This is a genomic window from Brevundimonas sp. Leaf280 (assembly GCF_001422455.1).
In the GTDB taxonomy this organism is placed as follows: Bacteria; Pseudomonadota; Alphaproteobacteria; order Caulobacterales; family Caulobacteraceae; genus Brevundimonas.
In genome coordinates this window covers 470,092-484,072 of the sequence record NZ_LMNC01000002.1, presented here as the reverse complement: position 1 = coordinate 484,072, position 13,981 = coordinate 470,092, and the positions used below count along the sequence as shown (strand labels likewise).

Here is a 13,981-nt window from a genome sequence, read left to right as displayed (position 1 = left end):
GAACATAGCGTGACCATGACGGGTGGCGAAGTGCGTTCAGGAACGCTATCTGCGCTTCTCACATTCCTGATGCGCTATCGCCTCCGCGCGGCGGATCGCTGCATGAGCGCATCGGCATTTTTAACGGGCAAGGATTCTTGTGGCCGAAATCGACGCGCGTCCCGAAAGCGAAATGACCCCTGAGCAGATGACGCCTGAGCGCAGGCAGCGGTTGGGCCGCATACAGTTCCGCGCCTGGCGGCGGGGCTTTCGCGAGGCCGATATGGTGCTGGGGCCGTTTTCCGATCTGGTCGCGCCGACCCTGACCGATGCGGAACTGGACCAGTTCGAGCGGCTGATCGACGAGGAAGATCAGTGGCTTTACGGCTGGATCATCGAGCGTGATCCGACGCCGCCCGAGTTCGAGACGCCGGTGATGGCCAAGGTGCGCGCATTCATGCGCGCCTACGTCGCGGCCGAAGTCGGCAAGGGAATCGGCTGATGGACGCCAAGGTCGAACATCGGATTGACGCCGATCTGGGCGGCGCGCCCGAGGGGCTGGACGCGCTGATCGTCGCCGAACGGGTCAAGGCCGGCGGCGGTGTCGGCTTGTTTGTCGCACGCGACTTTCAGAGGTCGGGCAGTTTCGTTCAGGCGTTTCAGTTCTTCTCGAAAGATATTGAAGTTCTGGATTATCCGGCGTGGGACTGTCTGCCCTATGACCGACTTAGCCCCACGGCAGGGATCGCGGCGCAGCGCATGGCGACGCTGACGCGACTGGCGATGCGCAAGCCCGGCGATGCGCCGGTTCTGGTCGTGACGACGGTGTCGGCGGCCATGCAACGCACCCCGCCCAAGTCGGTCACGACACAGGCCGGGTTCGAAACCAAGGTCGGACGCGATCTCGATATCCAGGCGCTGGAGCGCTATTTCGCCGCCAACGGCTATGTCCGGGCCTCGACCGTGTCGGAGCGCGGCGAGTTCGCGGTGCGCGGCGGGGTCGTCGACGTCTATCCGCCTGGCTTCGAGGAGCCGGTCCGGCTGGACATGTTCGGATCCGAGCTGGAATCGATCCGCACCTTCGATCCCGAAACGCAGCGGTCGACCGGCCAGATGACGTCCGTGTCCCTCGCGCCGGTGTCGGAAGCGCTGCTGGATGCGGCCGCCATCTCGCGCTTTCGCACGGGTTATCTGAACCTGTTCGGCGCGCCGGGCGACGACCCGCTGTATGCGACGATCAGCGAGGGCGCGCGGCGTCAGGGCATGGAACAGTGGCTGCCGCTGTTTTATGAGACCCTGGATAGCCTGTTCGACTATCTGCCGGACGACGCGGCGATCTTCCTCGACAACCAGGTCGAGACGGCCCGCGCCGAGCGATGGGATCTGGTGGCGGACGCCTATGATGCGCGCGCTGAGGCGGCCAAGGCCAAAGGACAAGCCAGCGCCAATCGCGCCTTGCCGCCAAAGCGGCTCTATCTGGACGCCGGAGACTGGAACCAGGCGCTGGCGGGTCGCGCCGTGCGTCGTTTCACGCCCTTCTCCACGGGAGGCGAGGATGCCGGCGGACGGTTGGGCAGAACCTTCGCCGCCGAGCGGGCGCAGGACAGCGTCAATCTGTTCGAGGCGGTGGCGGCCCATGCGGCGGCGCTGAAGGCCGAGGGCAAGCGGGTGCTGTTCGCCTCCTGGACCGAAGGATCGTCGGAGCGGTTGGCGACCATGCTGGCCGACCACGGGCTGGATCACATCGTCGCCGTGCGCGACTGGGCCGATGTTCAGGCGGCCCCGAAAGACCTCTATCTGCGCGGCGTCCTGCCGGTCGAGCACGGCTTTGTCACCGACGAGGTGGCGGTCATTTCCGAGACCGACATCTTGGGCGACCGTCTGGCGCGGCCCCGCAAGAAACGCCGCGCCTCGAACTTCCTGGCGGAGGCGTCGGCCCTGACGACGGGTGATCTGGTGGTTCACCTGGATCACGGGATCGGTCGCTATGAAGGGCTCAAGACGCTGGAAATCCAGCAGGCCCCGCACGACTGTCTGGAGCTGTTCTACGCCGGCGAGAGCAAACTCTATCTACCGGTTGAAAACATTGACCTTCTGACGCGGTACGGTTCGGACTCCGAGGGCGTCCAACTGGACAAGCTGGGCGGCGCAGGCTGGCAGGCCAGAAAGGCCAAGGCCAAGGAACGTCTGCGCGCGATGGCCGAGGGGCTGATCGCTCTGGCCGCCAAACGGGCGCTGCGCGAGACCGATGCGGTCACGCCGCCGCCGGGTCTGTTCGCCGAGTTCTGCGCGCGCTTCCCTTACGAGGAAACCGACGATCAGCTGAACGCTATCGGCGATGTGCTGGAGGATCTGGGCAAGGGCACGCCGATGGATCGCCTGATCTGCGGCGATGTCGGCTTCGGCAAGACTGAGGTGGCGCTGAGGGCCGCCTTCGTCGTGGCCATGACGGGGCAGCAGGTGGCGATTGTCGCGCCGACGACACTGCTGGCGCGCCAGCACTACAAGACCTTCACCGAACGTTTCGCGGGCTGGCCTGTGAAAGTGCGTCAGTTGTCGCGGATGGTGGGTGCCAAGGAGGCGGCGGAGACGCGGGCCGGGCTGAAGGACGGCTCGGTCGAGATCGTTGTCGGCACCCATGCTGTGCTGAGCGAACAGGTCGGCTTCCGCGATCTGGGCCTGGTCATCGTCGACGAGGAACAGCACTTCGGCGTCAAGCATAAGGAGAAGCTGAAGACGCTGCGCGCCGACGTGCATCTCTTGACCCTGACCGCCACGCCGATCCCGCGCACGCTTCAGATGGCGCTGTCAGGCATCCGCGAGATGTCGATCATCGCCACCCCGCCGGTCGATCGTCTGGCGGTGCGGACCTACGTCACGCCGTGGGATCCGGTGCTGGTGCGCGAGGCTCTGCTGCGCGAGAAATATCGCGGGGGTCAGGCCTACTACGTCGCGCCGCGCTTGAAGGACTTGCCCGCCATCGAGAAATTCCTGCGCGAACAGGTGCCCGAGGTGAAGTTCGTCGTGGGCCACGGCCAGATGAGCGCGACCCAGTTGGAAGAGGTGATGAGCGCCTTCTACGACGGGGAATATGACGTCCTGGTCTCCACCACGATCGTCGAGAGCGGGCTAGATATCCCGACGGCGAATACGCTGGTCGTGCATCGCGCCGACATGTTCGGCCTGGCGCAACTGTATCAGATCCGGGGTCGGGTCGGGCGGTCCAAGGCCCGCGCCTTCGCCTATCTGACCACCGATGCGGTCAAGCCGATGACCTTGTCAGCCGAGCGGCGGTTGCAGGTTCTGCAGTCGCTCGACAATCTGGGCGCCGGCTTCCAGCTGGCCAGCCACGACCTGGACCAGCGCGGCGGCGGCAATCTGCTGGGCGACGAACAGTCGGGCCACATCCGCGAGGTCGGCGTCGAACTGTACCAGCAGATGCTGGAAGACGCCGTGGCGGAGTTGCGCGAGAAGGGCGAGGGACAGGCGGTGGATCGCGGTTGGTCGCCGTCGATCAATGTCGGCGCGTCTGTCTTAATTCCAGAAGATTACGTGCCAGACCTGAATGTGCGTCTGAGCCTCTATCGCCGTCTTTCCGACGCCGAACAGGCCGAGGATCGTGAAGCCCTAGCCGCCGAACTGATCGACCGTTTCGGGCCGCTGCCGGATGAGGCGCAGCAGTTGCTGAAGATCGTCGGCATCAAGTCGAACTGCCGCAAGGCCTGCATCGAGAAGATCGACATCGGACCGCGCGGTGCGGTCCTGACGTTGCGCGACAACAGCTTCCCCAATCCGGCGGGACTTGTCGGGTTGATCCAGAAGAACCACGCCTTCTGGAAGATCCGGCCGGATCAGAAGATCGTCGTTTCGGGCGACTGGCCGACGGCGGAAGAGCGATTGAAGGTGGCCGAACGGATCACCGCCGATCTGGCGCGGGTGGCGGGGGCGTAGAGCCCGTCAGCGCGTCTTTTCGAACAGGTCGGCCGAAGCGCGTTCCAAAAGGGCGGCGGCGCTTTCGTCGGGACGCATCTCGGCGGCGCCGACGTCGAATTCGGCGACGAACGGCGACCTGTCCGGACCGGCGTCGAAGGCGGTGCAGCCGATCACGGCCGCGATTCGTTCTGCGGCCAGACGCGCCGGTTCAGCGTGGGTCGCGGGCAGGGCCAGGGCGAAGACCTCCTTGGCCAGGCGGGCAGGGGTGTCCTCGACACGGACAAGGCGCGAAACCATGGCCCCGATCTGCGGCATGGCGCGATCCAGCCAACCGCCCTGACGCGCCCAGGTGACGGATTCGGTTTCGCGCACCCTCAGTACGCAGACGGAAAGTGGGCGCTTGCGCGCGCGCGAGGCCTCGGCGACACGGCCCAGGTGGCTTGCGAACAGTTCGGGCGTGAACAGGCCCGTTTCCGGGTCCATCACTTCCAGGCTGCGGACCGAGTCCAACGTCTTTCGGATGCCCAGATGAATGCGGTGCGCGCCGGCCAGGGCCAGGATCCGCTCGGCCGTTTCGCCCTCGGGCGTGTCGGCGGACGCGACATCGGCGAAGCCGCGATTGAACAGTTCAGCCAGGCTGATCTCGTTCCTGCCGCGCAGATAGAGCATCAGCGGAATATGATAGAGGCGCGTGTTGCGCTTCATGCCCGCCGCGATCGACAGGGCCGGCGCATGGTCTTCGGCGCCCCACAGAACGGCGGCGTCAAACGGGCTTTCGTGCAGATAGTCGAAGGCGGTGTAGGGCGTCGGCGCCGCGACCACCTCGACACCGGCCGCAGTCAGGGCGTTCGACAGGGCGAGAAAGCGCCGGTCCGCGACGCCGGCGGCCAGCACACGCAAGGGACCATCGTCGTCGGCCCTTTTGTCCAAGCCGACCCCGCGCGTGGCGAAGGTGGTGACGCGCAGCCGATATTCTTCCTCGGCGATGGCGGCCCGGCCCAACTGCTCCAGGCGCAAGGCGGCCTGGGCCGGATGCGGCGGCGTGGACATGGTCAGATCCGCACCCTTTACCGAATCAGGGCGGGCGCCGATGACTACGATGGGCAGGCGGCGCGGCTCGGCGGCGGCGCGAAGGCGTGACGCCACGTCGGCGTCGAAGGTGTTGATATCGATGACGGCGGCTTCGAGCGGAAAGTCCTGAAGCGTCATCTCAGCGGAGACGACGTCACGGGCGGTCACCGTCGTCCAGCCCAGCGCGTCCAGACCCGCAGCGAGCGGCCCGATCCGGCCATCGTCAGCCGCCAGGATCAATACGCGCGCGTCGAAAGCCAAGCCGATCGTCTCCAAAAGTCGCCGCGCCAATAGCCGGCCGGAAACGCGCGGACCATAGCGACGAGGGTGTTAAGGATGCAATGTCGTCCGGCCAACGGGATGCGGCCGGATCGCGAATGATCGTCCTCACGCGGATGAGACTTTCGCCGCAGACGAATTCCGCTAGGTTCCGCCGCTTGTGCAACGGTTGTGGGGACCGATTTGAGTGAGCAACTGACACGGTCGGTCCTGAAAGCGCCTGGATTCTGGGGCGGGCTGGCCGTGCGAGCGTTCACCCGCAGCTGGGGGCGCGACGTCATGCTCTATACGGGCGGCGTGTCCTTTTTCGCCCTGCTGGCCGTGTTTCCGGCGATCGCCATCCTGATCGGCTTTTACAAGTTGGGTCTGTCGATCAGCGAAGTCAGCGCCCAGGCGACCGCGCTATCGGACCTGTTGCCCAAAGCGGCGCAGACCATTTTTCAGGGCGAGATCACGCGTTTGAGCAATGCGTCGGCGCGGACGGTTTCCGCTCAGAGCGCCTTCGCCTTGTTCGTCGGCGCCTATGCCGCGCACCGGGGTTTCAAGGCCTTGTTGGCGGGATTGAACCTGATCCATGACGAGACCGAGCCGCACGGCTTCTTCAAGTTCAATCTGCTGGCCTTCTTCGTGGCAATCTTCGCCTTTGCGCTGTTCACTGTGGTGTCAGGCGCGGTCGTGACCGTGCGGATCATGGCGCATGCCTCGTCGTCGGCCGCCGGCCTGGCCGGGCGAAGCGGCATGGCGCCGCTGGATGCCTTGCTGCCCGCCATCGGTTTGGTGATCGGGCTGACGCTTCTTTACCGCTACGCCATGAGCCACAGGACGCCGGTCGCCTGGCTGCCGGCGACGGCGGGCGGTTTGGTGGCGACATTGATGTCGGTCGTCTCGTCGTGGCTGTGCGCCATCTATGTCGAGCAGATCGCGCCGTTGGGAGCCACCTATGGATCGGTCGGCGCCGTGGTGGTGCTGCTGATCTGGCTGTCGTGGAACGTCAACGCCATCTTCTACGGCGGCGCCTTTGCTACCGAGATGGAACTGGCGGCCAAGGCGCGCGCGGTCGTCGATGCGCCGCCGGCCGATGTCGTCAATCTGTCGGAGCGTCGGGCCGGGCGTCGGTCTCGATCGTAATGCGAAGAAGGCCGTCGGCGTCCTCGATCTCGAGCAGGCGCCCGCCTTTTTGAGACATCAGAAACGGCACATCGATCCGGGCCATCGGATCGGTGGCCAGCAGCACGATCCGCGCGCCGGGCGGAGCGGTTTCCATCGCCTTCATCAGCTTCAGGCTGGGAACAGGGCAGCGGTGACCCCTGGCGTCGATGACGACGGGGTCGCTCACGCGAGCCGATCCGCCAGCATTTCCAACGCCACACGAACGCTGGCTTGGCGAATGTCGTCGCGGCCGAGGTCGCCGAACTGCTCGACACGGTGAACGACGCCTTGTGGGCCTGACGCCGCGAAGTGGACCAGACCCACGGGCTTGTCGACCGATCCGCCGCCTGGTCCGGCCACGCCGGTCACGGACACCGACACGGAGGCGCGCGAGTGCGCCACGGCGCCCTCAGCCATGGCCAGAGCGACCGCTTGCGACACGGCGCCGTGGGCGGACAGGCTTTCCAGCGACACGCCCAGCATCTCGGCCTTGGCCTCGTTGCTGTAGGTGACGAAGCCGCGATCCAAGACCGCTGACGAACCGGGGATGGCCGTGATCGCAGCGGACACCAGCCCGCCCGTGCAGCTTTCGGCCGTCGCCAGCATCAGGCCGCGTTCGCTGGCTGTTGCGACAATCTGTTGCGCCAGGTGCGCGATATCTTGGGAAAACATGGTCTTTTCATAGGCCGCGAACCCCGCTCTAACCAGAGCCATGACCGAGGCTGTCGATCCGTTACGCCCCGCCGCCCCGACATCGGATCGCATCGCGCCGATCCTGTTCGCCGTCGCCATCTTCACATCGGCCTGTCTGGTCTTCGTCGTTCAACCGATGGCGGCCAAGCTGCTGTTGCCGACGCTGGGCGGATCGCCTTCGGTGTGGAACGCGTCGATGGTGTTTTTCCAGACCGCGCTGCTCGCCGGATATGGCTATGCGCACCTGCTGCAACGTTTGGCGAGGATGCGGGCGCAGGTCGGGGTCCACCTGGGTCTGCTGATCGTGGCGGCGTTTTTCCTGCCCTTGCAGATCAGCGGCCTGTTGGGGGATCCCGATCCGTCCCAACCGGCGATATGGCTGCTGGCGACGCTGGCGGTGTCGATCGGCGCGCCGTTTGCGGTTCTGTCGGCGACCGCGCCGCTGCTTCAGGCCTGGTATGCGCGCGTGCGGGCCGGACATGCAGACGGCCAGAACCCCTACGTTCTCTATGCCGCCTCGAACCTGGGCAGCTTTTTGGCCCTGCTGGCCTATCCGGTCGTGATCGAGCCGCTGGCCAGCCTGTCGGGTCAGCGCCTGGGCTGGAGCGTCGGCTATGGGCTGTTCGTGGTGATGGTCGTGGGGCTGGGCGTTCAGGTCTGGCGACGACGCGAGATTGGAACGGCGGAGCCCGCGCCACTTGAGGCCAGCCCGCCGATCGCCTGGCGCGAAAAGGGGATGCTGGTTCTGCTGGCCGCCGCACCGTCCAGTCTGATGCTGGGGGTGACGGCGCATCTGACGACGGATGTGGCCTCGGCGCCCTTTCTATGGGTCATACCGCTCGCGCTCTATCTGCTGACGTTCGTCATCGCGTTCCAGACACGGCCGGCTGTTTCGCCAGCCATCGGCCTTGGTCTGCAGGCCGCGGCGGCAGCGGCCTGCGCCGCCCTGATCGCGTTCCGGACTGGTGAATGGCTGCTGGTTTTCACCATCAATCTGGCGGCCTTCTTCTTCACAGCGCTGATGTGTCACCAGAGGCTGGCGGCGCGACGGCCGACGCCGGATCGGTTGACCGAATTCTATCTCTTGCTGTCGCTGGGCGGCGTGGTCGGCGGGCTGTTCAATGGCCTGATCGCGCCGGCCGTTTTCGACATGGTGTGGGAATATCCGCTGGTGCTGGTGGCGGTCGGACTACTGCGGCCGTGGAGCCGTCGCGAGATCAGGCCGTCGGAGATCATCTGCTGCGTCGCCGGCGTGGTCATCGCTCTTCTGGGGCCGCTGTCGATGGAGGCGGTCCGGTATGCGCCGGACATCCGCGCGGCCATCCCCGACGCCGAACTGGTGCGGATCGCGCAAGCCATCCTGGGGATCGCGACCCTGTTCGCCTTCCTGGTCCGTGATCGGGCGGTGATGTTCACGATCGTTTTGGCCGCCATCGTCTGGTCAGGCTATCATCTGGCGCGCGGTTATGACTGGGTCCTGTCGGAACGCAGCTTCTTTGGCGTGATGCGAGTGGCCAAGATCGACGATCCGCTGATGGGCGGGCCGGTCCATGTGCTGATGCACGGCACGACCCTGCATGGCGCCCAGGCCCAGGCGCCGTCGAACCGCTGTCAGCCGACGCTCTATTACGCGACCTCGACGCCGCTGGGGCAGGCGATGCTGCAGATGCAGACGAGGCGGCTGGACGGCGCGCGCGTCGGCGTGGTGGGGCAGGGCTCGGGCGCCATGGCCGCCTACAAGCGCGCCCAGGACCAACTGACCTTCTTCGAGATCGATCCGATGGTGGATCGGCTGTCGCGCGACCCCCAATGGTTCAGCTTCATCAATGGCTGCGCCGATGGGCCGGTTCGGACGGTTCTGGGGGACGCCCGCCTGACGATGGATCGCGAGCCGGCGGGATCCTACGACTTGTTGGTCATCGACGCCTTCTCGTCCGACGCTGTGCCGACCCATTTGCTGACGGTGGAGGCGATCCGCGGCTATCTGCGGCTGCTGGCGCCCGACGGCGTCGTGGTGCTGCATCTGTCGAACCGAAATCTGGAGATTACCCTGCCGGCCGAGGCGGCGGCGCAGGCCCTGAAGGTCCCGCACCTGCACCAGGTCTATATCGAGCAGTCGGGCCAAGGCGACATGGCCGAGGCCTCGACCGAGGCCCTGCTGATCGGCAAGAGTCCGGCGGCGCTGGAGGGCTTCAGGGACGATGCGCGTTGGCGCAAGCTGTCGCCGACGACGGTGCGTCCTTGGACGGACGACTATGTCAATCTGTTCGGATCGCTGGTGCGTCAGATGAAGATGGCGGCGCGCTAGGGCGCCGGCGTTTCCACGGTCGCCACGGCCTGGGCGGCCAGACCCTCGCCGCGTCCGGTGAAGCCAAGCCCTTCGGTCGTGGTGGCCTTGACGCTGACGGCGTCGAGCGGAAGATTCAGCAGCCCGGCGATGCGGTCGCGCATGGCCTGGCGATGCGGCTTCACCTTGGGGCGTTCGCAGATCAGGGTGACGTCGACGTTGACGATGCGGCCGCCGCGCGCCCCGACCAGTTCGGCGGCATGGATCAGGAACTGGTCCGAGGAAGCGCCTTTCCATTTCGGATCCGTCGGCGGGAAATGGTCGCCGATGTCGCCTGCCGCGATGGCGCCCAGGATGGCGTCGGTCAGGGCGTGAAGACCGGCGTCCGCGTCGGAATGGCCGATCAGCGTCTGATCGTGCGGCACCTCGATCCCGCACAGCCAGACGGACCCGCCCGGTCCCCAGCGATGCACGTCATAGCCGGAGCCGATGCGGGTCTGATAACGCTGCGCGCGGGGCAGCAGAGCTTCGGCCATGGCGAAATCCTCGGGATAGGTCAGTTTCATCAGACGTGCATCGCCCTGAACCAGGGCCACCGCGCCGCCGTTGCGCTGGACGACGACGGCTTCGTCGGTCGGAACCTCGGCGTCCGACCAGGCCGCATAGGCGGTCTCGATCACGCCCCGGCGGAAGGCTTGAGGCGTCTGGGCGCGCCACAGACCGTCGCGCTCGATCACGTCGGTCATGATTTCCGCGTCGCCACGCCGAAGGCTGTCGGCGATCGGCAGGGCGGGCAGGGCGCCGTCCGAAGTTTCAAGGGCCGACAGCAGACGGTCGATGACGGCGGCGTCCAGCAGCGGACGGGCGGCGTCATGGATCAGTACCGGCTGACCCTTCCCACAGGTCAGGGCTGCAAGCCCGGCGCGGACCGAATCGGCGCGGGCGGCTCCACCGACGACGGCATTCCAACGCGGCAAACCGGACAGCACCTCGGCCACACGGTCAAGGGCGTCAGGGGCGATCACGACGATCAGTTCGTCGGCGCCAGCGTTCAGCAAGGCCTCGGCGGACCAGCGCAGCACGGGCTTTCCACTCAGGTTCCGCCACTGTTTGTCGCCGCCGGCGCGCGAGCCGGAACCGGCCGCGACGATGATGCCCGAGAATGTCATGGCGGCCTTGATAGTGCGCGCGGCGACGGGGCGAAACCATCAAAGCGCCGCGGTCGTGCTTGACGAGGGCGACTGCGATGCGGCGAAAGACGGAAATGCCCAAGACCTTGCAAATCGGCGATGTGACCGTGCCCGGCCAGGTGCTGATGGCGCCGATGACCGGCGTGACCGACCTGCCGTTCCGCGTGCTGGCCTCCAAACTGGGCGCCGCCTATGTCGCCACGGAAATGGTGGCCGCCAAGGAACTGGCGCGGGCGCGGCCTGACGTCGTGCGGCGCGCCGCCGTGGGAGCAGGTCTGCCGCTGACCGTCATCCAGCTGGTCGGGCGTGATCCCGAACAAATGGGCGAGGGCGCACGCATGGCGCAAAAGGCCGGGGCGGACATCGTCGACCTGAACTTCGGTTGTCCGGCCAAGGAGGTCACGGGCTCGGCTGCCGGCTCGGCCCTGATGCGGACGCCCGATCTGGCGTGTCGGATCATGGAGGCCGCGGTCAAGGCGACCGATCGGCCGGTGACGGTCAAGATGCGGCTGGGCTGGGACGACGAGAGCCGAAACGCCGCGGAACTGGCTCGCCGCGCGGAAGCGATCGGCGTCAAGGCCGTCACGGTGCATGGCCGCACGCGAAAGCAGTTCTACACCGGGCAAGCGGATTGGGATGCAGTCGGGGCGGTGAAGGCGGCGGTCGGCATCCCCGTCATCGTCAATGGCGACATCATCACCGCCGATGAAGCGCGCCAGGCCTTGGCGCAGTCCGGCGCGGACGGATTGATGCTGGGACGTGGCGTCTACGGCCGGCCATGGCTGGCGGCGCACCTTGAGCGGGCGTTGATCGACGGCGTGGCGCTGGAGGAACCCGGGCCTGAAGAGCGTCTGGCGATCGTGATCGAACATCTACGGGCGTCGGCCGAGTTCTACGGCCTGCCGCTGGGTTTGAAAATGTTCCGCAAACATCTGGGCTGGTACATCGAACAGGCGCCTTGGCCGGCCGATCCGCAACACCGTCGCGAGGCGAAGGCAAGAATTTGCCGCCTGGACGATCCGATGGCCGTCGAAGACGCCATGCACGAACTGTGGCGGCCGGATTTGCCTCGGTTGGGTAAGTCTGCTGTTGAAAATGGGCCACAGGTGTTGGAGACTGCTGTGGCATGACGGATACGCCTTCAGCACGCACCGCTTCGCCCGACCTCGCGTCGGACGACGGGTCGTTCTGGGGGTGGGTCGATAGCGAACGGGCGCGGACCGGCTTCGGACTGGCGTTCTTTCTGGCTGTCGCGATCACGGCGGCGGCCATCTGGCTGGTGGCGGTCGCGCCGGGCGCCACATCGGGGTCGGCGCGCGGATCGAGCAGCCAGATCGCGCTGATCGTTCTGGCGGCCAATCTGCTGCTGATTTCCGGCTTGGCTATCATTGTAGGCCGGCGCGTGCTGACCTTGGTGCGCAGCAGCGACGAAGCGGGTTCACGCCTTCATCTGAGATTTGTGGCCCTGTTCTCGATGGTGGCCTTGGTCCCGTCGGTGCTGATCGCCCTGGTGTTCGGCGTTCTGGTCAATCGAGGCGTAGACCAATGGTTCAGCGAGAACGTGAAATCGTCGGTCGACAACGGCGCGATCATCGGTCGCGCCTATGTCCGCGACGTGGCCAGTTCGATGGATGCGGATTTGGTCACGATCTCGGATCAGTTGGACAGCGCGAGAGGACTGTTTGACGACCGCATCCAGTTCAACGCCGCCTTGGCGCAGGTCGGCGACATTTTCCGATACCCGGCCATCTATATTGTCAACGGCAACGGCGAAGTTCTGGCGCGAGCCGAGCAACCCGGCGCGCCGCCTTACCTGGCGCCGCCGCGCAGCTATATCGAGGCCGCTGGGCAGGACGGCAAACCACCCACTGACGTTACCCAGAAGCCCGATACCGTACGTTCCATCATCGCTCTGCCGGCGTATGGAGACGCCTACCTCTATCTCGTCCGTCCCCTCCAAGAGGGACTGATCGCGCGGATGAACGCGTCGGATCAGTCGATCCAGGCCTATCGCGAGGCGGAGGAGAGCCGCGCTCGGATCCAGTCCGCCTTCATCCTCAGCTATCTCGAGACGGCGCTGCTGGTGCTGGTCGGGGCGGTGTGGCTGGGGATGTCGGCGGCCAGCAGCATCTCTGCGCCCATCGGTCGTCTGGTGAAGGCGGCGGGACAGGTCGCGGGCGGCGACTTCACCGCAAGGGTCGACAGCGACGGCGCTCCGGCCGAAATCGCCACCCTTTCGGACGCCTTCAACCGCATGACCGGCGATTTGCAGGCTCAGCAGGCCGCGCTGAAAGCCGCGAGCGACGAGGCGCATGATCGCAGCCGGTTCATCGAGACGGTGCTGTCGGGCGTTAGCGCCGGTGTCATCGGCTTGGACAAGCGTGGGCGGGTGTCGGCGATCAACGACAGCGCCCTGCAACTGCTTCACATCGACGACGCCGAGGTTCTGGGTCACGAACTCGCGGCCCTGTCGCCAGAGCTGAGCGATCTGGTTCGGCGCGCCGAGGCCCATATCGAGGAAGACATCGACGTCAGCCGGGGCGGAGACACGCGGCGGCTGCGCGTTCGGATCGAGGGCGGCTTCGGTGGCGAGATGGTCCTGACCTTCGACGACATCACCCGCTTGGTGACGGCCCAGCGAAACGCGGCTTGGCGCGACGTGGCCCGTCGCATCGCCCATGAGATCAAGAACCCGCTGACGCCGATCCAGCTGTCGGCCGAGCGGTTGAAGCGGAAATACCGCGCGCGGATCGGCGAGGATGTCGAAATCTTCGACCGGTGTACTGACACCATCATCCGCCAGGTCGGAGACATCGGTCGCATGGTCGATGAGTTCTCGTCCTTCGCCCGCATGCCGGCGCCGCGTTTCGCGCCCGAGAACCCGGCCGAAATGCTGCGCGAGGCGGTGTTCGCTCAGCGGGTGGCGGCACCGGATATTGTCGTGGACATCACCGAGCCCCTGCCCAAGACGACAATGGAGGCCGACGGCCGCATGGTTGGGCAGGCGCTGATCAACATCCTCAAAAACGCGGGCGAGTCGGTTGCGGCGCAACGGCTTGCCGCTGGCGAAGCTGCGGCGTCGGATCGTGCGGGCGTCATCGCGTCGCTGACGATCGAGGACGGCTTCGCCACCTTCGTCATCGAGGACGACGGCGTGGGTCTGCCGGCTCGCGACCGCGATCGCCTGACCGAACCCTATGTGACCACGCGCGAGAAGGGCACGGGCCTGGGCCTGGCCATCGTCAAACGCATTTGCGAGGACCACGGCGGCGAGCTGAAGCTGGCCGACGCCAAGACCCTGCGCGGCGCACGCGTGTGCATGATCTTCCCCCTGAAACCCCACGGTAAAGGCGGCGAGGGCGCGGAGCGCAAGCTCCAGACCCTGGCCGCCGAATAGCGA

The 13,981-nt window shown here is 66.2% G+C and carries 10 protein-coding genes; 6 read left to right on the top strand and 4 right to left on the bottom strand.

Annotation, left to right across the window (positions count from 1 at the left end; all coding sequences use genetic code 11):
• Positions 1 to 139: 139 nt before the first annotated feature.
• Positions 140 to 481 carry a succinate dehydrogenase assembly factor 2 gene (locus ASF31_RS05975; protein WP_055753777.1) on the top strand — a complete coding sequence of 114 codons (342 nt, stop codon included), beginning with the start codon at positions 140 to 142 and terminating at the stop codon, positions 479 to 481.
• On the top strand, positions 481 to 3,930 hold the full coding sequence (gene mfd / locus ASF31_RS05970) for a transcription-repair coupling factor (RefSeq protein WP_055753776.1): 3,450 nt from the start codon (positions 481 to 483) through the stop codon (positions 3,928 to 3,930). The genes ASF31_RS05975 and mfd overlap by 1 nt, the downstream gene beginning before the upstream one ends.
• 6 nt (positions 3,931 to 3,936) lie before the next feature.
• Here mfd and ASF31_RS05965 read toward each other — a convergent pair whose 3' ends face one another.
• Positions 3,937 to 5,244 (bottom strand): diguanylate cyclase domain-containing protein, encoded by a 1,308-nt coding sequence (locus ASF31_RS05965; protein WP_055753775.1) that lies wholly within the window; start codon positions 5,242 to 5,244, stop codon positions 3,937 to 3,939.
• Positions 5,245 to 5,541: 297 nt separating this feature from the next.
• On the opposite strand from ASF31_RS05965, the gene ASF31_RS05960 reads away from it, so the two are divergent.
• On the top strand, positions 5,542 to 6,390 hold the full coding sequence (locus ASF31_RS05960; protein WP_055753843.1) for a YihY/virulence factor BrkB family protein: 849 nt from the start codon (positions 5,542 to 5,544) through the stop codon (positions 6,388 to 6,390).
• Here the strand turns inward: ASF31_RS05960 and ASF31_RS05955 are convergent.
• Both ASF31_RS05955 and ASF31_RS05950 read right to left on the bottom strand, forming a co-directional pair.
• Positions 6,347 to 6,598, bottom strand: a complete 252-nt coding sequence (locus tag ASF31_RS05955; protein ID WP_055753774.1) for a sulfurtransferase TusA family protein — start codon at positions 6,596 to 6,598, stop codon at positions 6,347 to 6,349. The genes ASF31_RS05960 and ASF31_RS05955 overlap by 44 nt on opposite strands.
• Positions 6,595 to 7,083, bottom strand: coding sequence for a CinA family protein (locus ASF31_RS05950; protein WP_055753842.1), 489 nt, complete (start codon positions 7,081 to 7,083; stop codon positions 6,595 to 6,597). Before ASF31_RS05950 ends, ASF31_RS05955 begins: the two co-directional genes overlap by 4 nt.
• A gap of 40 nt (positions 7,084 to 7,123) precedes the next feature.
• Between ASF31_RS05950 and ASF31_RS05945 the strand changes: the two genes are divergently transcribed.
• Positions 7,124 to 9,412, top strand: a complete 2,289-nt coding sequence (locus ASF31_RS05945; RefSeq protein ID WP_055753773.1) for a spermidine synthase — start codon at positions 7,124 to 7,126, stop codon at positions 9,410 to 9,412.
• Here the strand turns inward: ASF31_RS05945 and ASF31_RS05940 are convergent.
• Entirely contained in the window at positions 9,409 to 10,560 is a 1,152-nt protein-coding gene (locus tag ASF31_RS05940) for a bifunctional 2-C-methyl-D-erythritol 4-phosphate cytidylyltransferase/2-C-methyl-D-erythritol 2,4-cyclodiphosphate synthase (RefSeq protein ID WP_055753772.1), read from the bottom strand. The two genes, ASF31_RS05945 and ASF31_RS05940, sit on opposite strands and share 4 nt — an antisense overlap.
• 95 nt (positions 10,561 to 10,655) lie before the next feature.
• Between ASF31_RS05940 and dusB the strand changes: the two genes are divergently transcribed.
• Positions 10,656 to 11,711 carry a tRNA dihydrouridine synthase DusB gene (gene dusB / locus ASF31_RS05935; protein WP_055753771.1) on the top strand — a complete coding sequence of 352 codons (1,056 nt, stop codon included), beginning with the start codon at positions 10,656 to 10,658 and terminating at the stop codon, positions 11,709 to 11,711.
• Positions 11,708 to 13,978 carry a PAS domain-containing sensor histidine kinase gene (locus ASF31_RS05930; protein WP_055753770.1) on the top strand — a complete coding sequence of 757 codons (2,271 nt, stop codon included), beginning with the start codon at positions 11,708 to 11,710 and terminating at the stop codon, positions 13,976 to 13,978. The genes dusB and ASF31_RS05930 overlap by 4 nt, the downstream gene beginning before the upstream one ends.
• Positions 13,979 to 13,981: the final 3 nt, after the last annotated feature.

Excerpts from the sequence above, each read along its gene's own strand:
- mfd (WP_055753776.1), top strand. The coding sequence starts at position 481 with ATGGACGCCAAGGTCGAACATCGGATTGACGCCGATCTGGGCGGCGCG.
- ASF31_RS05960 (WP_055753843.1), top strand. The coding sequence starts at position 5,542 with ATGCTCTATACGGGCGGCGTGTCCTTTTTCGCCCTGCTGGCCGTGTTT.
- ASF31_RS05950 (WP_055753842.1), bottom strand. The coding sequence starts at position 7,083 with ATGTTTTCCCAAGATATCGCGCACCTGGCGCAACAGATTGTCGCAACA.
- ASF31_RS05945 (WP_055753773.1), top strand. The coding sequence starts at position 7,124 with ATGACCGAGGCTGTCGATCCGTTACGCCCCGCCGCCCCGACATCGGAT.
- ASF31_RS05940 (WP_055753772.1), bottom strand. The coding sequence starts at position 10,560 with ATGACATTCTCGGGCATCATCGTCGCGGCCGGTTCCGGCTCGCGCGCC.
- dusB (WP_055753771.1), top strand. The coding sequence starts at position 10,656 with ATGCCCAAGACCTTGCAAATCGGCGATGTGACCGTGCCCGGCCAGGTG.
- ASF31_RS05930 (WP_055753770.1), top strand. The coding sequence starts at position 11,708 with ATGACGGATACGCCTTCAGCACGCACCGCTTCGCCCGACCTCGCGTCG.